Genomic DNA, 24678 nt, shown 5'->3' with positions numbered 1-24678 from the left:
TTCTTATGTATAGAATCCTCATTATTGAGAATAACGATTCCATTACCTTAAGTTTGACCCAAATTTTATCGAAACTAACTACTGAAATTTATTATGCTGAATATGGAGAAGCAGGGGTGCTAATCGCATCAAAACAGAAACCAGACATTATTTTTTGTAGCCAAGATTTACCTGATATGACAGGTGCAGGTGTACTACGTTATATCAGAAAAATAGAGACTCTTCATTTTTCATCATTTTATATCCTTGCCGAAAATGAGTTTAACAACATTGGATATGAACATGGTTTAGATCATTATTTCAGTTTACCACTTGATGAAAGAAAAGTTTTATCCACTATTCAATTTCAGCAAACTAGAAAAAATCAGATCAGAAAAGAGGTTAAAGATCAAGTATACCAACAAATTCAACATGATCTTCATGACGGCATAAAACAACAACTGATTCATACACACTTTGCGCTAAACAGCCTCACTACCATTCATCCTGAAGGAATGAATGATAGACAATTAGAACTCATTGAAAATGCTGCTGAAAATGTTGAAAATGCCTTATCCGATATTCAATGGATTAGCAACAACAGTATGCATCCAATCATTGAAAGTGAAGGTCTAATCCCTGCCATAGAAGAAATGATCAACTCATTGAATACTTGGGAAGATCTAAATATCACTTTTACTCATAACATTGATCACTTAACAAACGAGGATGCTCTTCAAATTTACTATTTCGTACTTGAGTCCCTTTCAAATATTACAAAGTATGCTCAAGCCTCAGATGTTAAAATAGGACTACATGTTATAGAGAATGAATTAAACCTATCAATTGAAGATAATGGCAAAGGGTTCAATAAGCCTTATACTGTTCCTAGAAGTCTAGAAAAACGATCTCAATATTGGAAAAATAGTGAATTACAGTTTTACTCAGACTACAATAAAGGGGTTAAAGTTCAGCTTAAAATACCAAATCTCTTAACTGTTTCAGAGAAGTAAAATAGGGGTAAAAAGTTCTATATATTAAATTAAAATAGCGTTTATCGTACCTGTTCTTTACGTAGATGTTACAGATCACATTAGAGTAAATCAATAAATAGTTACATTTAGAAAAAGGGTGTTTTTTTCAAAAAACGTCAATTATATTTCAATAATTAATTGAACGACTAAGATTAAAATACTTGTATGTCAAAAGGACTATTAACCGCCTTATTAATCTTTCTTTTAAAAGTACTATTCTTAGTGAGCTGTGTTACATTTGGCAGTAATAAGACGGAAATAATCGAGCATAGCTCAACAAACAATTCCATGGTAACACACATCGAATAGCACTACTCATTCTCTCTTATTAAAAAATATGTTTTCTATCTATCTAAAAAGAGCTACAATTAAAATTGTAGCTCTTTTTTACTCTAAATTCTAAACTGCCATTGATGATTCTTCCCGAAGTGTAATAAACCAATCGACAAATTGCTCAACACCAAGATCAAATGAAGTTTGTGGAACGTAACCTAACATCTTTTTTGCTTTACGGATAGAAGCAAATGTTACATCCACATCGCCCGATTGCATAGGTAACTGTTCTATTTTAGCAGATACTTTCATTTTGCACTCAATAGTCTGAATCATTTCTTTGAGCTTAACAGGTGTATTATTCCCAAGATTAAGTATATCAAATATCTGATCATTAGAAAGTACATAATTTACAGCTCCATAAACGCCATTCACAATGTCATCTATAAAAGTATAATCTCTAGCAGAACTTCCATCGCCATACATCTGAATTGATTCACCTCTGTATATTTTTCGTACAAATTTATGTATCGCTAAATCCGGCCTTTGTCTAGGCCCATAGACTGTAAAAAATCTCAAGTTTAGAATGTCAAAATTATATAGTGAATGATATGAGTAGTTCATAGATTCACAAGATAATTTTGTGAAAGCATAAGGAGAAATAGGTTCAGTAACTACTAAATCTTCTGAGAAAGGGACTTGCTTGTGGTTCCCATATACTGAGGAAGATGAAGCAAATACTAATTTCTTTATTTTCTTCAATCTCATCCATTCCAGAATATTATTTGTCCCTTGTACATTCGTATCGATATATGCCTTAGGATTTAAAATTGAAGGTCTAACACCAGCTTTAGCACCAAGATGTATAACTACATCTACTTTAGGAATAGTCATTAAACTTTTCAAAGAAGTAAAATCGACTTCCTTAAAAGTGAAGCGTGAATTTTTAAGGGATTCATGTAAGTTTCTTAATTTGATGCTTTTATCATAAAAAGGATCAAAATTATCTATACCAACTACTTCAAAACCGTCTTCTAAAAGGAATTCAGCTAAAGATGAACCAATAAAACCTGCAACACCAGTGATTAACACTCGAGTTCTCATAACAAAAAGTCTAGAAAGAAGGATTAAATTAAGAAGCTAAAGCATCTGATGTAGTTGGCCTTTGTTCTCCAACATAGACCTCACGAATTGAATAAGTTTGCTTATTCTGAGATTCGTAATAGGTACGCATCATCAGTTCTGCCATTACACCAAAAGTGATCATTTGTAAACCTCCTAAAAGAAAGATTACGCCAAGAATAAGAAGTGGACGTCCCCAAATATCTGCTCCCATCAACTTTTCAATGAGTAAATATCCATTTACAGCTAAACCAATAAAAATACTTAAGATACCTACAGGAGCGAAAAGGTGAAGTGGTTTCTGGAAATACTTTTGGAAAAACACCATCAGTATCAGATCACTCAAAACTTTAAATGTTCTATTCAAACCATATTTAGAGTTTCCATGAATTCTAGCATGATGCTTTACATCTACTTGAGTAATTTTTGCCCCTTGAAGATGAGCTAAAATTGGAATAAAACGGTGCAACTCACCATAAAGCCCTAAGTTCTTTGCAATGTCTTTGGTAAATACCTTTAATGTACATCCATAGTCTTTGATATGAATACCAGTCATTCTACGAATAAGTGCATTCGCTATTTTACTCGGTAACTTTCGAACTAATGCTTTGTCTTTTCTTTTCAAACGATTACCTGCTACCACATCCCAACCTTCTTTAATAAGGAGTTCCAACATATCAGGAATGTTACTTGGATCATTTTGAAGATCTCCATCAAGCGTTACGACATAATCTCCAACAGCCTCATGAATACCGGCTGACATTGCAGTCGTTTGTCCGTAGTTTCGGTAGAATACAACAACCTTTATTTTCTCATCTGCATACTTTTTAATTTCATCTACAGTACCATCAGATGACCCATCATCAACAAAAATTAATTCGTAAGTATAATCTTTAAGTGCTGACTGAACCTGCTCAATCATAGGTGCAATATTCTCCCTCTCATTCATTACAGGGATCACTAAAGAAAGTGTAACCTTACCCATCTTTATGTTTATTTAAATTCTACACTGAAGTGATTTTGTGTAATTTATAAGAGATTTTTTTAAGGATCTTAATACTTGTTAATATTTCATAATTGATTAATATTTATGCTTGTAAATTCAAAACTAAGTGAAATAGAATTCACATTTCTGTCTAATGCGATCTATAATATTGCAGTTGACAGTTGAACTAATGTGTTGATATGAAAGACTATAGATTGATTTTACTCTGGCTATTTGGAGGCTTACTCTTTTTAGCAAACCTAGATGGAAATATGATTTACATCTTAGATGAAGCAAAAAATGCAGGGTGTGCCCGAGAAATGTTGGAAAAAGGGGATTTAGTGGTTCCTACATTTAATTATGAACTCAGAACAGACAAACCACCGTTGCATTATTTTTTTATGATGCTCGGCTATCAGATATTTGGTGTAGGTGAATTTGGCGCTCGCTTCTTTTCAGGAATTTTTGGATTAGCAACGTGTCTAATTACTTTCCTTTTCACAAAAAGAGTTTTCAATAAAGAAGTAGCTTTTTGGTCAACCCTAACTCTAATTTCTTCATTACAAATTATAATTCAGTTTCACTTAGCTACACCTGATCCATATCTTATATTTTGCATTACAGCAACACTTTTCCTCTTTTATCTTTTTATCTGTGAAGGGAAAAAGAAATGGATTTACCTCGCTTACCTTATGATGGGCTTGGGAGTTTTAGCAAAAGGGCCAGTAGCAATTGTTATTCCTGGCGGAGTAGTTTTCTTCTTTCTGATTTTTACTAAAAGATTTAAATGGAAAGAAATCTGGAATTTAAATCCTTTATCAGGTATTCTACTACTTTTGACCGTAGCTTTACCTTGGTATTTGGCTGTTCATTTCAAAACAGACGGTGCATGGAGTCAAGGTTTTTTTATTGAACATAACTTCCAAAGGTTTACCGCTGAAAAAGAATCACACGGAGGGCCATTTTTCCTTCCCGCCGTATTTGTTTTTACAGGTCTGATGCCCTTTTCTGTATTTTCTATACAATCTCTTAAACTCGCATGGAATAAGAAAAATGAAGCTCTTTTACTATCTCTAATCACAGTAGGTCTCTTCATTCTTTTCTTTGCTGTTTCTAGAACGAAGCTGCCTTCGTATACCGCACCTTGTTTGCCTTTTATGGCTATCATTCTTGGGTATTACTTAAGTCAACTCCAAGAGAGTTCAAAACTAAAACTTAGTGACAAATTCAGCATTGGTTTCTTTATAATACTGGCTATAGGAATTCCTGTGGGAGTTTATTTTGCGATGAAAGCAGAGAGTTACTTAGCACACCTCGACTATTTAGGGTTATATTTCACACCTCTAATTGCTGTAGGTGGGATTTCGATATTTTTCTTTTGGAAAAATGACTTTAGCAAAGGCCTGTTATCTATGGCACTAACTTTTGGAGTAGCTAGCCTTATATTTTTTCATTTAGCCTTACCTGTATTAGATAAAGAAAACCCTGTAGCTGGAGCCTTACCACTCATGGAAAACTTTGATGAAGAAGAGGTGATATCTTACAAACGATTCAATCCATCCTTTTCATACTACATTCAGAAACCTATTAAGATTTATAAGAATTTCTCTGAACTTGATGTCAAGATCAAGAAATCTAAAAGTCCAATATATATTTTATCAGTAACCGATAACATAGAAGAACTACAGAGTATCAAAGGTGCTGTTGAAGTATTTAGAAAGAAAGATCTATTCGAGAGAAAGACTTCTGTAGTATTTAAAGTTGAAGCTAACGATTTAGCTTCCTCAAAGGAATCTGATAATGATTTATAGACTGGAAAGTGAAAGTTAACCTCAATAACATATCCGCTGAAAGTACGAAGAAAAGGCTTTCATCACTTGTGCAAATTCTATTTACAGGACTTGCTCTGTATTTTGTATTCACAAAAATTCCGTACCAAAAGGTGTGGGTTAATCTACAAAATGCAAATGTAATCTTTCTTGTATCAGCTCTGCTTCTATTCAACCTTTCAAAGTTGAATAATACGCTACGAATGGATCGTTTTTACAGAACCTTAGGGTTAGATTTACCTATATTAAAACATATAAAACTATACTATGTAGGAATGTTTTATAACCTTTTTCTACCTGGAAGTATTAGTGGGGATGGCTATAAGATATACCTATTAAGAGATCAAAAAACTACAAATACAAAGGAGCTATTTCAAGCCACTCTTTTAGATCGGCTAAATGGGTCTTCAGTTTTAACATGGCTAGCCTGTGTATTTCTTGTATTCTCTGATATGGCTAAGTTATATACATGGTTAAGTGTATTGGGCTGGTTAGGAATCATCTTTATATTTCCTATTTTCTTTCTCTTTTCTAACTATCTCTTTCCCAAATTCAAGGAAATATTCATTTCTACGCTTATCTATTCTTTTGCTGTCCAACTACTTCAAGTAGTATGTGCGATTTGTATCCTAAAGGCACTTTCAATCAATTCCAATCATTATGATTATCTGGCCTTTTTCTTAATTGGAAATGCCATGACTATCATTCCAATATCAATTGGTGGTGTAGGGATTCGAGAATTGGTCATGCTTTATGGACTCCAATTTCTAAGTATCAATAAAGATGAGGCTGTAGCTTTTACGCTCTTATTTTTTACGGTAACAGCTATTACCTCACTCATTGGACTTTTTTTCACTTTTAGTATGTCTAAAGAATTACAAAATATATCTAAAAACTAAACCATTATGAATCAATCAATGCCTTCTTCGAGCTTCAAACAAACGAGGAAAAAGAAGCCAGTGTTATTCAAGCAAAGAGTTATTCATCATTCAATGTATTTCTTTTGGGGATTGATTCTTCTTTTACTCCCAATGTTATTTTTAGTCGATAAAGGAAATGTTATTTTAAGTATTAATAATTATCACACACCAGTATTAGATAAGTTTTTTAGATTATTCACTCACCTTGGAGATGGACTTGTTTTCTTTCCATTGCTCATCGTTTTTTTATTCATCAAATATTATCAGAGTTTTCTTCTCCTAGCTATGGGAATTGGAAATGCACTTCTTTCAACCATTTTGAAAAGAGCTATATTCGGTCCGATTCCTAGACCCAAGAAATTTTTTGAGAATATTTTAGATCAAATTTATTTACTACCAGACCTAAGTGTTCATTCTTACTGGTCATTTCCTTCAGGACATACTTCCACAGCTTTTATGATAGCTGTATTTCTTTCTCTTTATATTAATAAACGAATTTGGACGATCTTGTTATTGTCTTATGCAATACTAGTAGGAATTTCAAGAATGTACCTGTTCCAACACTTCTTTGTTGATGTTTATGCGGGGGCTGCTATTGGCTGTGTAAGTGCTTATTGTATTTTTTATTGGTTAGAATCAAGAAAATTAAAAGAGTCAAAAAAGCTAAATGGTAAATTGAAAGTTACAATTCAACACATCGAACTTCAAAAAGAAAGTCAGCTTCAAGATATCAGTGCTTAAATTGAAAAATGATTACCTTTGCTGAAATTAAAATACAATCATTCCAAGGAATTGGTAATCATACTATGAGTAAAAGAAGAGAAATTCGTGAGGAAGAAATGATTTTGGTAAAACACCTCCTCACTCTTGCTGGCGAAGATCCTGAGAAATATGAAATCTCCACTTCAGTAGATGAATATGAAGGAGGAAAAATGGGTAGTATCAATATTACTGATGATAAAAAAGCTCCTTATGGAGGTGACTTTGTTCAAGTCAACTACATTGATTCAGATGATACTCCAGTAGTAATCACTTTGACAAAAAATACTTTGGGCGAAGTTCTTGATATGGATTTTTGGAAGAAAGATTTTTCTAAACTACTCCGTTATCCAAAACCAGAACAAGTTGAAATTAATGATAAACAAGGGTTTATTTAGAGATTTATAGAGAGAAAGCATAATAACTTTCTCTCTTTGTCATTTAAAAAATCATTAGGTAAAACCTAGTGATTTTAAGGTAACTATTTATAAACAATCTATACTTATTGTATATGGGTTAATGAGAAGTTAATCTTTCCTGCAACACCTGCGACTCTTTGTATTGATGATTGAGGAAGTGTAAACTCAAGATTTAAGCTTGCTTCTGTCAATTCATAAGCCATATAAACGCCGTCACTTCTTAAAATATAAGACACTCCAGCTTCTTCAACTAAACGCCAATATGATGCATTTGGAAAAGCTAAAAAGCCGTTTTCAGTACTCAAAGCTCCATCATATTCATGATTGCCATTTTTATTAAAATTGGTTACAAATTCCTCATAATCATAAGTCAGATCACCATCCGTCTCGTGAATAACACTCTGAACTTCCCAAGGTTGCTCTACCAACTTTGAAATAAAAATCTCATCTGTAGAAGGAGTATCATCCTCACCTCCACATGAAGAAAGTCCGAATAATGAAACTGAGACTAACAATTTCAATAAGATATAAAAACTTCTATATGCCATCTTTTAAACTCTTACTAGGATAAAAAAGCTAGCCTAATGATAGCATTAGGACTAGCTCGTTGAGAAAACTATTTTTTGAAAATTTTCTGAGTAACCGTTGAATCTTGGTCGTTATACTGAACAAGATAAATTCCTGATGGAAGCGAACTCAAATCTAAAGATTCAGGTGCTACATCAAACGACTCCGAAAGAATTTGACTACCATAGCTATTGAATATTGTAATCGAACAAGCTGAAGTACGTTCTGATACATTCAAATTCAATAGACCATTTGTTGGGTTCGGGTAGAACACATTGGTAGTTTCAAGCGCTGTTTCATTTGACATCACAATAGCTGAGAAATCTTCTGAAAGATTTATACAACCATGTTCGTTTGCTACAGAAACTGAATAAACGCCATTTCTTCCTACTTCATAAGTTTGCGAATTGGCTCCTTCTATCATTTCACCATTTAGGTACCACTGATAGAAGGCTGCTTCAGAAGACATAAGTGTTGTTCCCGATATGGTAATAAAAGGCATCTCAATTTCACTAATTTCGATCATCGTAGAGAAAGTAGTACCTCTTCCCTCTTTATCATAGACAGTCACATAATAATCTCCTGTTTTTGTTGTCGTATATACGGAATCGGTAGAACCATCTTGCCATACATAACGATCAAATTCACCTGGCGATAATGCTACTTCAGCACAGAATACACCCGAGGCCAATTCAGAACTAAAGTCTGCTACATCTACTGTAAATTGGTCAGTGATTACACAACCACCAGCCAGAATTACTTCTAGAGTATATGTTCCAGATTCAGAAATTGCAGCCATATGATCTGTACTGCCTGTAGACCAAGCGTAAGATTCTCCAATGATCTTTTTCTCTCTAAATACTTGTCTAGCATCTAGGTAAAGAACCTCTCCTAAAGTTAGGAAGTAGCTGTCTTTAGCTATAACATCAGCAATAGGCTCAACCCTAGAGAAAATATTGTATCCTAAGTCATTATTTTCAACATATAAATCACTAGCATAGTCAACCCAAACACGAACAGGATGTTGACCTTCGCCATTCAACATTGGTTGTTTTTCAAGTTCGTATACCAAAGTGTCACCTACAGCGATAGTTTCTGCGATCAACATTGACTCTTCAACATCTTCATTATAGTAATGATAGTTTACTGTCAATTCATTTGCTTCAATCGCTACTGTCCCATTGTTTACTAATTCAACTGTATAGATTTCCTCGCCACATGCTGAGTTTGGAGAAACATGAATCAACTCTACATCAGTATAATCTTGAGAAACGATAGAGAAATCATCCATTACCAAATAAGAATATCCACCAGAAATAGCATGCTTAAATTTAAGCGTCACAGCATTTCCAAAACCTCTCAAGTCTACTTGAGCTAACAACCACTCTTTGTTGGTTCTTGCTCCTCCTCCTAATGACCAAACATTTTCATGCCAAACACCTTCTTCGTCTTGTACATCAATTGTCAGTACAGCATCTGTATTTGTTTGGAAAGCATAATAGAAATTGAATACAGGAGAGCCCCCTTCTGGAACATTCAATACAGATGTTTTCATTTCAGCATAAAGTGAACCGCCAGTGATCTCATTGTAAATGAAATGTTCTTTGTTTCCACTTCTATCTTCTTTTGGCACTTGGATATACTTGTTGTGCGTCAATGAATCTACATAGAAAGGTAAAACTCTGTATCCTGTTGGTGAAGTCCAGCCATTTTCGCCTTCTAATTGTGCTTTTGCAAAAGAATTAAAATTGAAACTTGGGTCTTGAAGTTCAGCAGTTACTTCAAAAGTAGTTGATAGCTCATTATTTGTAGCAATCCCATCATTTTCAGTTACCAATTCAACTTTCAATTCATATTCGCCTGCAGCTAGCATCGGAACCTTTGTAAGGTTTACTAAAGTCTCGATGTTTTGAGAGATTGTCGTAGCATAACTTTCAGAGTAAGTTTCTCCTACTTGTTCTCCATTTTGATAAACTGTGTAATTTAAAGTAAATGCGTGTATATCATTCAAACCAAAGTTTTTCACATCTACATAAGGTTCGAAATGACTTGCACCAAAGTGAGCAATATTTGGAGCTGTAAGGTGTACTAAACCACCGTCAGTCAGAGTACCTTTTACTTCAATATCATCTACACCAAAACCTTGCCCCCATCTTCCATTGTCATTATGGTGGAATGCAATCCAAGCTCGCTCTTCACCAGCATACTTGCTCAAATCAATATCAATCTGTAACCAAACAGCATAGTATTCCATTGTGTGAACTACTTCCCAAGTTTTTCCAGCATCTAAACTGATTTCAACTGTTCCGTCAGAATCTTGTCTATAGTCTCCGAAACCTTCAAATGAAAGCATCACTTCATCGTAATTACTGAAATCGAAAGCTGGAGAAATCAAGTAATCTTCTGATTTATCACAGTTACAATCATCATCGTTAGATGCCATAAATGTAGTATGCTCATGTACTGGCCAGTAGACAGATTTCAATTCATCTCTTGTTCCTCTAATCCATCCGTCAGATGATTTATTGTAAGATTGTGTCCATCCTTCTACACCACTTTCAAAATCCATGTAATACGGTAACTCTGTCACTAAAGACTGAGACTCATTCCAAACATATTGATTTGATACAAATACATTGTCTGATGAATCAGCATCTACAGTTTCAGATGGGTACACTTCCAATAAAAGTTTAAACTCACCTGTTCCATAAGCCAACAAGTTTGGCTTCTCAACAAATGAATATTTAAATTCTTGTGCAAAACCTTCTGATACAATTTGAGCAGACTCCGTAATTGTATTCAAAGTATCTTCGCCAAGAACAACTGTATAACTTAAATCTAAATTTAGCGTATCTTCAGAACCCGCATTTGTCATGAAAATGTTTAGTTCATCATTTGCACCAAACACCCCTACGTTTTCTTGAACAAGTTCAACCGTATTCAACGATAAGTTGTACAGAGCAGCATCAGCGATTGTAATATTGTCAATGGCAATACCTAAAAGATTTGAGGCATCTGGATTCTCATCTGAAGCAAATCTGAAACGAATACGTCCTTTCTTCCCTGCCAATTCTGGGAAAAACACTTCAAATCTTGGCTCTTCAGCATTTGGTAAATAGTAAGCTTGAGAGAACCAAGGAGTTTCCAGTACTTCAGAGTATGTATCTACGTTGGTATAGTCTACGTAATTTGTCTTTCTCCATTCCGAATCTCCTTCTGCAATATACTCAATCACTACACCATCACTCAATTGAGAAACCCACAACATCAAATAGAAGTCCATTTGTGGAGACTTGATATTCGTGAAATCAAACCAAGTTGATTCCAATACCATATCTGAAGAAAGCGGATACGTTAGGCTAGCATTATTATCTTGAAGTTTATAAGAGTTTGTCCAAGAGTGTGCTGTTGGTTCAGTTCCCATTTTACCCAATGAAATATAATTCCAATGCCATGAATCTGTACCTGAAAGCGCTCTTGAAGTCCATCCTGCTCCACCTTTTTCAAAGTTTTCATCATAAGGAAAGGCTGAAATCGCTCCACGATAAAAACTTGTTGAAGTAATATCATTTAGTGAGTTCGGGTCTCCAACAAAATCAATCCAAGAAACAACCGAATGCAAACCTTCTGTTGATAAATCAAGTACCGTATCAAGACTTACTTCAAACATTGATTGTCCAGCAATATCTTCCTCTACTTCTACTGTAAGGTTTACGGTATCTCCTTCATTGTAGAAATAACTTACCGAAATTTCTTCTCCTTTAGCGATTGGATTACAACCTCTATTTTCAAGTGTCAATTTCAGATCGTGTGCATTAGTAGCAGTAGCCTCATTAAAATTAAGCGCGACAACTTTCAAGTCATTATCTCTTTCGCCACTAGCAGTAGGCGCTCCTTCTCTATAGTTTGGAGAAGCTGAGTTTGGTACAGTTATCTCTTCAGAAGAAATCTCAAAAGCCAAAACTTTAGGGTAAGTAGGATATGCTGTCAGATCAAGTGAATCTGGAATGGTAAACGATTTGTATTCACCACTCTCCAAACCTTCTTCTAAAGCTATTTCACCCGAGCCAGAACCAAAAACAAAAAGTCTTCCTCTATTGATAATTCCCCACTGATACGCATAATAAAGTTTATCTTCAGCAGTGAAATCTTTACGTCCTGTGCTTCTAACCTCGAATTCAATTACCTCTTTATCACCTAACGGTCCGCATTCTGATTCAGGAATTGTGTAGTCTACAATTTCAAATTGCTTATTCTGATAAGGAGAACCAACACCTACAGCAGCCCAAGCATTTGCAACCTCCATATACTCAATCGAGTTCAAACCATAAAGGTCTTCCGTAGCCATCAATGTAGCAGAACGCGCATCTGCAAAGTTTGAAGATGGAGTTAAGTAATGCGTAAGTGAGTGATATGCAATTTTTTCAGATTTCTCTAAACCAATCCCATACACATCATAGTTATCTCCATTATCGTTTACACCTTCACCACCTTTTACCAAAAGATAGAACCAGAAGTTAGCAACACCCGAGTTGACGTGTACACCACCATTGTCATAGTTATAATTCAATGGATTTGCCCAATGATCTCCTCCGTAAGTATCTGGTTGTCCTTGTGAATTAGGGTCAGTGAAGCTACGCATTGCTCCATATCTGTATAATTCATCTCCAAGCTCCCAAATTTTATCTTCAGACTCTTTTCCTGCATAAAATTCTACAGCAACACCTAGAATATCACTGAAAGCCTCATTCAACGCACCAGATTCTCCCAAATAAATTAGTTGAGCAGAATTTCCTGTTACACCATGTGTAAGTTCGTGCGCAACAATACCAAGCGCAGTCAATGGATGGTCATTACCATCACCGAATTGCGCCCAATATCCAGTCCATACCGCATTAAAGAAATCTGTGCCTAAGTGTGCAAGACCAATGACATCCATTCCTTGATCGTCAATACTGTTTCGATCAAATTTCTCTGTATAGTAATCAATTGTCTTTTCCATACCCCAATGGATGTCAATTGCTACTTCATCCTTTTCTGGGTTTGTCAAATCCCAATGATTGTCATGATCTACAAACTCCGTAATAACTTCGTTTGATGGCCAGGTTGCATTGTTCATGTTATAGGTAAAGATTCCTGTATTGTATTTACCTCTTTGCTCATTCAATCTGAATCCTTCTTCAAATTGCTCGGCAGTAATTGTAACCTCACCTGCATATCTTGACTTTGCCTTACCTTCATAATAAGGGTGATCGTGTGCATCACAAATCTTCGTGATTTTGTACAATACTTCACCCGTATGAGCATCAACATAGACATCATAATGCGACTGTGGATCAGTAGCAAAAACATCAAGTTTCCATGCCAATTTGTAATCTTCTAAATCTGCAATAAAGTTTGGGCCAACAATCACCAACTCTGCTTTTGGTTCAAAGTGATTATGTTTGTCACCCCTATTTAAGAAAGAAGTTAGTTTCTCATCTTCCCATAAATAAAGCTTTGCACCAATATTGGCTTTCGCTTGATCAATTGCTTCGTCAGCTCTGATTGATGCATGTGTATCTATATTTAGTTGAGAGGCAATAAATCCATGAGTCTCGATTTTCTTTTCAGATTCTCTGACTTTATGAATCGTACCTTCTACCGGTATGTTATTGAAAGTTTGTTTGAAAGTATAGTTCTTAACATTAGAATTTATTTGCTCTTCTTTGACAAACTCCATGACAGAGTGATCGCCAAGACCAAATTCATTCCTTGCTTGAATAAACACATTTTTACCATTCAAGTCTTTTGTCAAGGCAAACTTGTGATGTGTAGCACCACCTTTCACATTTACCTCTTGAAAATCATCAAAAGAAATAGACTGTGAAGTAGCGTTTGAAAAATGGCTGTGAGCTTGTTGTTTTAGTTGTGTTTGAGTACTATTATTTTGTTGACTTTTAGCTGGTAATTGATTCGTTGAATTATTACCAACTGTAGTCTGAAGATTGAAATGTTGATTCGACAAAGTATTTGGCGATTGTGCAAAAGCTGTCGAGATCAACATCCCTCCTGAAAGTGCAATTGCACTTCCCCATTTCAGATAAATGTTTCCCATAAAAAATAATTGATTTGGTTTATACAAGAACACTTACCTTACACTCAAAAAAGGCGTTAAAAATTGTGTAATTCTTTTTCACTTAATTCGATTAAGAGCTTTCTTTTAAGGATAAGGAAATGTTCAAAATCGAATGTAGGTTTAAAATTTTCGAGGATGAAAATCGAGGGCTTCACAAAGATTTCACAAGCTTAAAAACAACTTTCACATTAGTTTCACAAGAAGTATCAACACATTAATATAAAGCAAGTTATGCATTTACATTTTATATATTCGAAATCACAGAATCTAGGGACATTTCAGTGTTTGTGATACCAATTTTCTTACGTAATCTAAACCTTGCCATCTCAATCGCTCTTACTGATTGTTGGGTTAAAGACGCAATTTCTTTTGTTGTCATGTTTAATTTAAGAAAAGCACACAGCCTTCTTTCATTTGCTGTAAGATCAGGGTAAAGAGAAATTAGCTGATCATAAAAGTCTGTATGCACTTCTTTAAATCGGAGTTCAAATTCTTCCCATTGATCTTTCTGAGTTGATGTTTTTAAAGCTTTTACAAGCTGAGTTAATTGTTTAGATTTTGTAGGTTTTAGGTCTTTTTTCAGCTCATCTAATTGATTGCAAATATCATCAATACTTTCCTTCTTTTTGAGTGTTTTCATCACTTTCATCGTCAACTCTTTTTGCTTCTGATCAAGATCAAATTACAGTGTTTCATTTCGTGCTCGAAGGTCTCTTTTTAGGACTTTATCTTTTCGTATTTTCTTTTTCTGAGCTAAGAGTATCATTGCACTAAGAAGCAACAGACATAATGTTAATACACCAAAGAAAGCATAGCGATACTCATTCCGAGATTGCTCCAAAAGACGCTTTTCTTGGGCTACTCTTATTTTATTTTCCTCATTAATTCTTTCAATTTCTACTTTATTTTGAATTTGCTGAAGACTGTCATGAAGTATTTTATATTGATTATAGGTTTCATAGGCTTTTTTATAGTCCGAAATAGATGCATAATAATCATTCAAATAATTTAATGACCTCAACAGTGTCGCATTGGCTCCTATTTCATTTGCCAACTCCTTAGTTTGGTTGATATAGACAAAAGCAGAATCCCAAACTTGGGTATTCAAATAGTATTGTGCCAATATTTCTCGACTAACCAAAATACTTTTCTCATTCTTAATGCTTGTATTAATTTTATTTGCCCTTTCCAAATAATGAAAACCTCTCTCTTCATCTTTTTGCGTTGAATAATTGAGATAATATGCGGCTATATTATTACAAAAAGCGGCTATCAATTCATTATAACTTGTTTTTTCAGCAAGCTTTAATCCATGCCACAAAGATTCGATCATTTGATCGGGTTTATTCATTTTCTTATAAATGATTCCTTGGTTATTATAAAGACCAATTAAAGTTTTTTGAACTTTAGGTAGAACCACTTTCGATTCTTCTGAATGAGATTTTAGTACTTTTTCAGCTTCAGAAAAGTAGGTTGAAGCAGTTTCCAGCTCTTTCTTTATTAAATAAACGATTCCGATATTATTATTTGCGAAGGCTATTTCGATGGGCAACTCATTTTCTTCAGCCACTGATTTTGACTTCAAGAAATATCCTAAAGCATCTTCTTCCTCTCCTTTGTGCATGAAATAATTCCCCATCAGTCTATTGGCTTCAATCTCAAGATGAGGTAAATCTAAACCCTCAACTAATTGCAAAGCTTGAGAGGTCAAATAATATGTTGAATCTAAATCTTTAGAAAGGTAAAATTCTCCTTCTTCAATCAGCACTCTAAATGCCAAAGTATCCTCTGAAATATCATCGGATTGAAAAATTGAAATTGAAAAAGCATTTTGAGTGAGTAAGAAAAAAATTATTGTTAGTTGTATGATCCGAATAAAGCCCATTATAAATAATTGTATTGTTAGTTTGTTGTTTTTTGTGTGACTTACATTCAGAGTACCATTGCTATCACACACTTTAATTGCCTAAAAATACAAATTTCACTTAAATTTTAAATACAAAAAAGGCATGTACAATATGTACATGCCTAACTTGCCTAAGTTGAAAACTTTATTTTGTTTCCTCTGGCATTTTTTCCATCACATAATCTAGTATTTTACGCATCAAATGAATACGATCAACGCCTCTTACATTATGCTTATGACCAGGGTAAACAAAGTAATCCATTTGAACTCCAGCAGTAACACATGACCTAACGAACTCAAGACTATGTTGCCAAACAACTACATCATCATCTGCTCCATGAATCATAAGAAGGTCTCCTTTTAGATTTTGAGCTTTGTCTAAAAGATTAGCTGTTGCATAACCTTCTGGGTTTTCTTGAGGAGTACTCATGTATCTTTCAGTATACATGATTTCATACATTTTCCAATCAATCACTGGTCCACCTGCTACACCTACTTTGAAAACATCTGGTTGTTTCAGCATCAGACTTGTCGTCATAAAACCACCAAAACTCCATCCGTGAACAGCCATTCGGTCAGCATCAACATAAGGAAGAGATTTAAGATATTCTACTCCTACCAATTGATCTTTTACTTCCTCTGTACCCAATGTCAAATGAGTATCATGTTTAAATGCTTTTCCACGGTTTGCTGTACCTCTGTTATCTAGTGTGAAGATGATATAACCTTGTTGTGCCATATATTGCATCCAAGTAGAAGCACCTGCCCCCCATTTATTTTGGATGAGCTGTACTCCCGGTCCACCATAAACATAAACTAATACAGGATATTTTTTAGAAGGATCAAAATCAGCCGGTTTAATCATTCGAGTATTCAGTACTCTTCCATTTTCAGACTGCAAAGCACTCAACTCAATTGGAGATACTGTGTATCCTTCAAATGGATTTTTCGCATCATGAATTGTTTTGATATCAGTACCTTTAACATCTAAGATTTCGTATCTGTTTGGTACATCTAAGCTTGAGAAACGAACAATGAATTGTTGAGATTTAGGGTCAAAATCAACTACCTCATAAGTACCTGTAGATTTAGTCACTTTTTGAGTAATTCCCTTACGAATATCAGCAACATAAACTTGTCTTTCAAGTCCATTATTTGCAGTACCTACAACATATGCCTTACGGTTTCTTTCATCAAAACCTACAAACTCAATCACATCCCAAGCACCATCAGTTACTTGATTCAAAAGCTTCCCATCTGTTGTGTAACGGTAGATATGCTCAAATCCATTTCTTTCACTTCTCCATAAAAATTCATCTTTTCCATCAATGAAAGTCATAGGATGATGTACCTGAAGGTAAACATCATCTTTTTCCTCTAAAATGGTTTTGATGAAATCACCTGTTTTAGCATTGTACTTGTTTAATTTAGCATGGTTCTGCGCTCTATTCAGTACTACGATGTAGATATACTCTTCTGAAGGGTCCCATGCAATATTTGTTAGGTATTGATCTTTAGGTTCTCCTGTTTTTATGAAAACAGTTTCATCATTTTTGATATTGTAAACCCCCAAAGTAACTTCATGACTTGGCATCCCTGCAAAAGGATAATAAACAGGCTCTTCTTTGGCTGGGAAAACTCCTGTATTCACCAAAGGGTACTCTGTTACCATTGTTTCATCCTTACGATAAAAAGCTAAAGACTCTCCAGACGGTGACCAAAAAATACCTTTGTGTACTCCAAATTCATTTCTGTGAACTACTTGACCATTTACAATGCCCTTCTCAGTATCATTGGTTACTTGCGAATTTGCACCATTACCAGCTACAAAAAGATTATTTCCTACTGTGTAGGCTACATAATCATAAGAAGGAGCCCACTCTGTATTTAGAGCTTCTTCTGGCATAGCTGTAACTTGCTCAGACTTTTTTGTAGTCACATCATATACATATGCATTTCCTTTCGATAAAAAGGCAATTTTATTATCATCAACCCAATTATAAGCGGGGATATATTGCATACCTTTCAGAGTAGCATGAGAAGCACCTAAATCACTTAGATAAATCAACGTTTTAGAATGCTCTCCTTTTACCGCATATTCAACAAGGTCATCGCCTTCAATTTTTGTATATGCTGTATTGCCATTTCTGAAATTAATTCCTCTTTGGTATTCTGGATAAAGGAATGCTCCATTTTTTATTACAGCTTCATCTAATGTAAGTGTTTTGTCTTGTGCAAAAGCGACACCTACTAACAAAAGTAAGCTAAGTGTAGAGATTAATTTTCTCATGTTGGTTTAGTAATTATTAAGCTTGCTGTTAACTTATTTCTAAAAAAAAGTGACAGTTCTTTTTTTAATAAAGAACTGACACTTTCTAAATATTCCTGTATGTCAGATTATTTGATATTCTTAAGTGTTGCCACCAAGTAATCCCAGAATTTTTGAACAGACTCAATCTCACACATTTCATCTGGTGAATGAGGGTTCTTGATTGTAGGTCCAAAAGAAATCATATCCATTTCTGGGTAATGTTGTCCGATGATACCACACTCCAATCCTGCATGTACAGCATTTACTACTGGCGCTTTTCCGAATAACTCAGTATAAAGTCCTTGCATTGTTTCCAGAACTGCTGAATTCGGGTTAGGAGCCCATCCGGCATATTCACCTGCTCTTTCAAAAGTTGCTGAAGTGTTAGCAAAAGCACCTTCAATTTGCTCTGAAGCCGTGTCTTTAGCTTCATCCACAGAGCTTCTGGTCAACATTTGAACTGTAGCTTTTCCTTCTTTCAGAATAATTCGAGCCATTGAAGTAGATGTCTCAACTAAGCCTTCAAAATCAGGACTCATTCCTAGAACACCATTCGGACAAGCTTCAACTGCATCTAAGAAAGATGATTGCTCTTCAGCATTCATCACATTTGAAGGAAGCACTGTTTTTTCAGCTTGAATTACGATTGCTCCTTCTGCTTCTGCGAATGCAACATTGATCTCTGTCGCTTTTTCAGCTACTAAAGCCTCAAACTCTGTAGCTCTTTCTTCATCTAAAACTACAACTGAAAACGACTCTCTTGGGATTGCATTTCTAAGACTTCCCCCGTCAATTTCTGAAACACTTACTTCCAAAGAAGCCGCATCCAACAAAATTTCATTCATAATTTTGTTAGCATTTCCTCTTCCTAAGTGAATATCACAACCAGAGTGTCCTCCTTTTAAACCTTTTACAGTTACTTTATAAGCGACTTTTCCTCCAGAAACTGCTTCTTCTGTATAATTTAAGTTAATTGTATTATCAATACCACCTGCACAACCAATACAAAGCTCTCCTTCATCTTCAGTATCTAAGTTCAAAAGGATTTTAGCTTGTAGCATATTTGGCTCAAGGTTCTTTGCTCCAGTCATACCCGTTTCCTCATCAATCGTGAAAAGGCACTCCACTGGTCCATGCTCAATATCTTTAGCTTTAAGAACAGCCATCATCGCAGCAACTCCCATTCCGTTATCCGCTCCTAAAGTTGTTCCATTTGCTTTCACCCAACCACCATCAATATACGATTCGATACCTTGCGAATTGAAATCAAAATTTGTGGCAGCATTTTTTTGGTGTACCATATCCAAATGGGCTTGTAAAACCACTGGAGTACGATCTTCCATTCCTGCAGTTGCTGGTTTTCTGATGATTACGTTCCCGATTTTGTCAACAATTGTTTCCAATCCGAGGTCTTCACCAAACTTCTTTGTGAACTCAATGACTCTCTCCTCTTTTTTAGAAGGTCTTGGTACTGCATTCAACTGTTCGAAACACTCCCAAACATTACTTGGAGCCAAGTTGATTACTTCTTGATTCATTGTGTTTTATGTTTAATAACTGGGTAAAAAAAATATCTATACGTGGATATTCGCAATCAAAAACAGTATTTCACCATTATTGATTACATTCAAATTTCTTAAAATATTCAATAAAATGTTTCCTTTTAAGCTTTTTTGTGGTCGAAAGAAAACAATAAAAATACCTTTTCAAATGATTCGTGCCACTCAAAGAGCTTGCATATTTTATTTTCTGTATCTTTGTAACAAAATTTAGAATAGAAAAAGAAGGATAAGTATAAAAATGAATCCGGCAGCATTAGCAAATAATCAGGATACAGTGATTGCACTGTCAACTCCTCCCGGTAAAGGAGCGATACATGTGATAAGAGTTTCGGGAGAAGATGCTATCCGTGTTACAAATAAAGTATTCAAGGGTAAAGACCTTGAAGCCCAAAAAGGACATACAGCCCACTTTGGAACAATCAGGGATAAAGATGGAGCCATAGTGGATGAAGTATTGGTTACCTTATTTAAAGGACCTCATTCATACACTGGTGAAAATACCGTTGAAATTTCTTGTCACGGTTCCGATTATATTGTTCAACGCATTATTAAAGTTTTTAGCGAAGAAGGTATCCGTTATGCGAAAGCTGGAGAATTCACAAAACGTGCATTCTTAAACGGTAAATTTGACCTTGCTCAAGCGGAAGCCGTAGCCGATTTGATCGCTTCAGATTCTCAAGCGTCACACTCTGCAGCTATGAACCAGATGCGTGGAGGTTTTTCTCATGAAATCAAAGAACTCCGAGAAAAGTTAATTCACTTTGCATCTATGATTGAGCTTGAACTCGATTTTAGTGAAGAAGATGTTGAGTTTGCGGATCGTACTGATCTGAAAAACTTGATTTATGCACTTCAAAGACTAATTAGAAGACTTACAGAGTCTTTTGCTCTCGGAAATGTCATCAAAAACGGTGTACCAACAGTAATTGCAGGTAAACCAAATGCAGGTAAATCGACCTTGTTGAATGCTCTTCTAAACGAGGAAAAAGCAATTGTATCTGATATTGCAGGTACTACTCGTGACTTTATTGAAGATGAAATCATCATTGGCGGAATCAGTTTTAGATTTATTGATACTGCAGGGCTTCGCCAAACAGAAGATAAAGTTGAAGCAATTGGAGTTGAGCGTTCTTATCAAAAAATGAAAGAAGCTTCTCTCATTTTCTACCTATTTGACTCCAAGACAGCAAATTACGAGGAAGTAAAAGAGGAAGTACTTCATTTAGAAGAATTAGGCACACCATATATTCTGATTGCCAACAAAATAGACCTTATTGAAGGAGGTAAACTCCCTACCGAATTCGATGAATTCAAAGAAGAATTAATTACGATTTCTGCAGAACAAAAAGATATTGATGCCTTAAGAGAAAGAGCCTTACATTTAGTAAAAGCAGATGATTTCCGAACAGGTAACACTGTGGTTACAAATGCTCGTCACTTTGAAAGTTTGAGTGAAACAGATAAAGCCTTAGAGGAAGTTCTTAACGGATTAGACTTAGGTATTTCTGGTGATTTATTGGCTTTAGATATCCGTACAGCCCTTCATCATTTGGGTGAAATTACTGGAGAAGTAACTACTGATGATCTGCTTGAGAATATCTTTTCAAAATTTTGTATCGGCAAGTAAGCCATCAAATCATAAGTATTCAAACTTTAAAAATCCCTTTATACGAGCTGTATAAAGGGATTTTTTATTACCACACATTTTCATTTACAAAAATTTCAAACTATATTTTGATCGTTTTCTGTCCCTCTGAAGAATATTATCTATCAAGGGACAATAATTTATTGAACACTTATGGACAATATTAGTCAGCATAAAACACTATTGTCCCTAGGTGGTCGTGAATCTTTTGAACAACATTGGACAAGCTTATACGCCTATGAGTTCTAATATGGAGATAAAGAAGCGATGTATCTACTGCCATAATGAGTTTATAGCAAAAACTACTTTTACAAAATATTGCAGTCATCGCTGTAACCAAAAACACTATAAACTCAGGAAGAAAGAAGCACAGCTACAAAATGAAATAGAAACAAAACCAAAAGAGTTTGCTAATGAAGAAATCCGAAAAGCTCAGATGACTTCTGGAGTTATAAAAGAAGAATTCATGAATGTGAAAGAAGCTTGTAGATTTTTAAGAATCAGTAAAGGAACCTTGTACAATCTTATCAAAAAAGGAATTGTCAAAAAGCATAAACTTAACGCTCGCTCTATTTTTAAACGAAGTGAATTAGAAGCCATTTTTAACGATTAACTGATATCTAATATGAATCGAAAATCCATGACTAGCAAAGAGACCGAACTGAAAGAACAGTTTGAAAAAGCTAAAGCACAAGAACTAGATGCTATCTTTAACAGATTTGAAGAGTACTATGAAAGCAATCCTTTTCTCAGTGAAGAGAAAATTGCTAGCTCTTTTCTATCAGATAAAGTATACCCAATGCTTCAAAGCATGAGAGAAAATGTTACCTCATCAACTTCTCATAAAAATATGCTGTTAGAGGAAGTCTTCGAGAAATATTCTGTTTACCTACGTGAAGCTAATCCTGAGTTTAAATACAGCTATCTCTGTATGCAGAGTATTCCTAAGCTTCAAGAGAAGCACCAAAAACAACTGGCTAAGTTTGATACACTTCCTGCCAACTATGCTTTCAATACTCAGTGGATTGAGGAAACCGACTCTAATAAATGGATTTCACTTATTGCAAAGTTTGAAGCATTAGACAAAGTTATGGATGGGCAGTATAACCTGTTCTCACAAGATGAAAATATAGAAGAAATTCAACTTAGCTGTGCAACAGAAGCTATTGCTCAAGCTGAAACAGACTTTGAACGTATGCCACAAAAGGCAAAAGTCATGTTCTTCCACTTTTGTTATGAATTCTATAAAGCAACTGAAATCACAGACAATCGATCTGTTGAGGCTAGATTTATTTCTATTTCATTAAATAAGAAGCCTAATCCAAAGCTTGGATATAGCAAAGATATCTACAAAGACCTTGAAAAATGCATTGATACTTTCGATCTGACTAAAATCAAATATACAGAGTACATAAATAGTTTTATTCTCCCTTATGCCGAGAAAATCAAGCTTCCGAAGGAGTTTCAACACCTTCTGAGGGACAAAATAAATGAGCTTTAAGAATCTTTTTTGAAAAATTACCCCTAGGGGTAATGGTAGGGGTAACTCCTTTTTCTCCGTTCCTTTGAACCATACCAAAGTTAAAAACAAAAAAACGCTTTATGGTAAAGTACAAAGTAACACTAAGACAAAAACCTATCGAAAAAGGGAAAAAAGCAAGTCTATTTCTTGATATCACTTTTGCTGGAAATCGATTCAAGGAATACCTTAAGACTCACATCTTCACTCCTGCTACGGATAAAATTGAAAAGGAGTATAACCAACGAATGATCAACAAAGCTGAAATTATTCGTTTGGAAAGGATCAAAGAACTCAAGCATAGTGCTCTTTTAGAAAATGAGGACAAGAAATTCCTTACTTTCCTTGAGTACTTTGCTCAGCAAATCCTTAAAAGGGATCAAGACAAGTCTAGCAGTACATGGAAAAGTGCTTTAACATGTCTACTTAGAATTGAGTGGTTACAAGACCTACAATTGGAACACATTGATTATAAGGTTTTGGACAATATCAAGCAATACCTTTTACATGAGGCAATGCAAACCAAGAGTAAAGACAAAAAGCTCTCTCGCAATACGGCTAAAGCGTATTTCAGTAGAGTGAGATTAACCATTAAAGAGGCTTTTATGGAAGGTATTATTCCTATAGATATCTCTGCTAGGGTGAGACCTATTCCAGAAGCTGAAGTACATAAAGATTACTTGACTATTGATGAACTAAAGAAATTGGCAAATACACATTGTCATTCTGATGTAGTCAAAAGAGCTTGTCTATTCAGTGCATTGACAGGATTAAGAAAACAAAATGTTTTAATGCTCAAATGGGAAAATGTTATCATAGAAGAAGGGCAACAACCTTATTTGAAATTCAGACAGGTAAAGCGTAAGAATATAGAAATACAGCCGATCAATCAAGAGACTTTAGAACTCTTGGGAGAACGTTCATCTAATCCTAAACAACTGATTTTCGAAGGTTTCAAGTATTCGGCTTGGACGAACCTTAGAATCAAGGAATGGGTCATGAAAGCAGGAATTCATAAAGACATTACCTTTCACAATTTCCGTCACACCTATGGTTCATTGATTTATCAGCAAACAGGTGACATCTATTTGACCAAGGAAATGATGGGACATAAGAGTCTTAATAACACCCTTCGATACGCCAAAGTAGACAATCGAAAAGCAATCAGTACAGTCAACAATATTCCTAATATTTTAAACCAAAACAACGATGAATAATAATGCTCAAAATCAACTATTCTCATTCAATACAGAAGCCTTTAAAGCTGAAATCAAGGCAATGGTAAAAGAAGCTATTATAGAAGTTAATAGTGAAATGTTAAATACAACAAAGTCTTCCAACAACGAAAATGGATTTCTTGATAGCAAACAGGCTAGCAAGTTTCTCAATATTTCAACAGGAAGTCTTCACGCTCTACAAGCTCAAGGGTTTATCAAACCTTATAAGCTTAATCGAAAAAAGCTTTATAAAGAAGCGGAATTAGTAGAAGCAATGGAAAAGAAACGATTGGCAGATTCAAATGAAAAAATCAAGACAGAAACCAAAGCAGAGGCTTTTCTACGTTCCATGAAAGCAAGACAGAAAAGTCACAAGGCATAAAAAAGCCCCATTGCAATACTAGATCACAGAGGGGATACATTATTTTCTTTGGCGAGAACTAATGTAGGAAAAAGCCTTTAAGATCACAAATGCTTTTCCATTCCTCTCTCCTAGTGTTGCAACAATCCCAA

Annotated in this window: 18 protein-coding genes; 10 read left to right on the top strand and 8 right to left on the bottom strand. The window is 35.0% G+C overall.

Features of this window, described 5'->3' with window-relative positions:
- Window positions 1–5 precede the first annotated feature (5 nt).
- Window positions 6–992, top strand: a complete 987-nt coding sequence (locus tag BC781_RS14755) for an ATP-binding response regulator (protein WP_109619076.1) — start codon at window positions 6–8, stop codon at window positions 990–992.
- Between the two features lie 420 nt (window positions 993–1412).
- Here the strand turns inward: BC781_RS14755 and BC781_RS14750 are convergent, their stop codons facing one another.
- Both BC781_RS14750 and BC781_RS14745 read right to left on the bottom strand, forming a co-directional pair.
- The gene (locus BC781_RS14750; RefSeq protein ID WP_109619073.1) at window positions 1413–2390 is read right to left on the bottom strand and encodes a GDP-mannose 4,6-dehydratase; all 978 of its coding nucleotides are present in this window, start codon (window positions 2388–2390) and stop codon (window positions 1413–1415) included.
- Between the two features lie 28 nt (window positions 2391–2418).
- Entirely contained in the window at window positions 2419–3393 is a 975-nt protein-coding gene (locus BC781_RS14745) for a glycosyltransferase family 2 protein (RefSeq protein ID WP_109619071.1), read from the bottom strand.
- 200 nt (window positions 3394–3593) lie between these two features.
- Here BC781_RS14745 and BC781_RS14740 point away from each other — a divergent pair, with 200 nt between their 5' ends.
- From BC781_RS14740 to BC781_RS14725, 4 genes are all read left to right on the top strand, one after another.
- Window positions 3594–5204: an ArnT family glycosyltransferase gene (locus BC781_RS14740; protein ID WP_109619069.1), complete on the top strand. Its 1611-nt coding sequence runs from the start codon at window positions 3594–3596 to the stop codon at window positions 5202–5204.
- Between the two features lie 68 nt (window positions 5205–5272).
- On the top strand, window positions 5273–6121 hold the full coding sequence (locus BC781_RS14735) for a lysylphosphatidylglycerol synthase transmembrane domain-containing protein (RefSeq protein WP_158281492.1): 849 nt from the start codon (window positions 5273–5275) through the stop codon (window positions 6119–6121).
- A 6-nt stretch (window positions 6122–6127) separates the two neighbouring features.
- Window positions 6128–6883 carry a phosphatase PAP2 family protein gene (locus tag BC781_RS14730; protein ID WP_109619065.1) on the top strand — a complete coding sequence of 252 codons (756 nt, stop codon included), beginning with the start codon at window positions 6128–6130 and terminating at the stop codon, window positions 6881–6883.
- 8 nt (window positions 6884–6891) lie between these two features.
- Entirely contained in the window at window positions 6892–7299 is a 408-nt protein-coding gene (locus BC781_RS14725; RefSeq protein WP_245935620.1) for a DUF6984 family protein, read from the top strand.
- Between the two features lie 104 nt (window positions 7300–7403).
- Here BC781_RS14725 and BC781_RS14720 read toward each other — a convergent pair whose 3' ends face one another.
- From BC781_RS14720 to BC781_RS14695, 6 genes are all read right to left on the bottom strand, one after another.
- Window positions 7404–7868 carry a hypothetical protein gene (locus tag BC781_RS14720; RefSeq protein ID WP_109619063.1) on the bottom strand — a complete coding sequence of 155 codons (465 nt, stop codon included), beginning with the start codon at window positions 7866–7868 and terminating at the stop codon, window positions 7404–7406.
- Between the two features lie 68 nt (window positions 7869–7936).
- A complete protein-coding gene (locus BC781_RS14715) occupies window positions 7937–13984 on the bottom strand; it encodes a M4 family metallopeptidase (protein WP_109619061.1) in 6048 nt (2015 codons plus the stop codon).
- Window positions 13985–14249: 265 nt separating this feature from the next.
- Entirely contained in the window at window positions 14250–14654 is a 405-nt protein-coding gene (locus BC781_RS14710) for a helix-turn-helix transcriptional regulator (RefSeq protein ID WP_109619058.1), read from the bottom strand.
- A gap of 33 nt (window positions 14655–14687) precedes the next feature.
- Window positions 14688–15890 carry a tetratricopeptide repeat protein gene (locus tag BC781_RS14705; RefSeq protein ID WP_109619056.1) on the bottom strand — a complete coding sequence of 401 codons (1203 nt, stop codon included), beginning with the start codon at window positions 15888–15890 and terminating at the stop codon, window positions 14688–14690.
- A 166-nt stretch (window positions 15891–16056) separates the two neighbouring features.
- Window positions 16057–18201 (bottom strand): S9 family peptidase, encoded by a 2145-nt coding sequence (locus tag BC781_RS14700; RefSeq protein ID WP_109619054.1) that lies wholly within the window; start codon window positions 18199–18201, stop codon window positions 16057–16059.
- A gap of 107 nt (window positions 18202–18308) precedes the next feature.
- Entirely contained in the window at window positions 18309–19760 is a 1452-nt protein-coding gene (locus BC781_RS14695; protein WP_109619052.1) for an aminoacyl-histidine dipeptidase, read from the bottom strand.
- 262 nt (window positions 19761–20022) lie between these two features.
- On the opposite strand from BC781_RS14695, the gene mnmE reads away from it, so the two are divergent.
- The 5 genes from mnmE to BC781_RS14670 all read left to right on the top strand — a co-directional run bounded on the left by mnmE (window position 20023) and on the right by BC781_RS14670 (window position 24547).
- Window positions 20023–21411 (top strand): tRNA uridine-5-carboxymethylaminomethyl(34) synthesis GTPase MnmE, encoded by a 1389-nt coding sequence (gene mnmE, locus BC781_RS14690; RefSeq protein ID WP_109619050.1) that lies wholly within the window; start codon window positions 20023–20025, stop codon window positions 21409–21411.
- Between the two features lie 256 nt (window positions 21412–21667).
- Entirely contained in the window at window positions 21668–22042 is a 375-nt protein-coding gene (locus tag BC781_RS14685) for a helix-turn-helix domain-containing protein (RefSeq protein ID WP_146201697.1), read from the top strand.
- Between the two features lie 12 nt (window positions 22043–22054).
- Window positions 22055–22930 carry a hypothetical protein gene (locus BC781_RS14680; RefSeq protein WP_146201696.1) on the top strand — a complete coding sequence of 292 codons (876 nt, stop codon included), beginning with the start codon at window positions 22055–22057 and terminating at the stop codon, window positions 22928–22930.
- 101 nt (window positions 22931–23031) lie between these two features.
- On the top strand, window positions 23032–24165 hold the full coding sequence (locus BC781_RS14675) for a site-specific integrase (protein ID WP_109619044.1): 1134 nt from the start codon (window positions 23032–23034) through the stop codon (window positions 24163–24165).
- On the top strand, window positions 24158–24547 hold the full coding sequence (locus tag BC781_RS14670; protein ID WP_109619042.1) for a helix-turn-helix domain-containing protein: 390 nt from the start codon (window positions 24158–24160) through the stop codon (window positions 24545–24547). Before BC781_RS14675 ends, BC781_RS14670 begins: the two co-directional genes overlap by 8 nt.
- Window positions 24548–24678: the final 131 nt, after the last annotated feature.

This window comes from Sediminitomix flava (assembly GCF_003149185.1).
Classification (GTDB): domain Bacteria; phylum Bacteroidota; class Bacteroidia; order Cytophagales; family Flammeovirgaceae; genus Sediminitomix; species Sediminitomix flava.
This window is presented reverse-complemented; position numbering and strand designations above follow the sequence as displayed.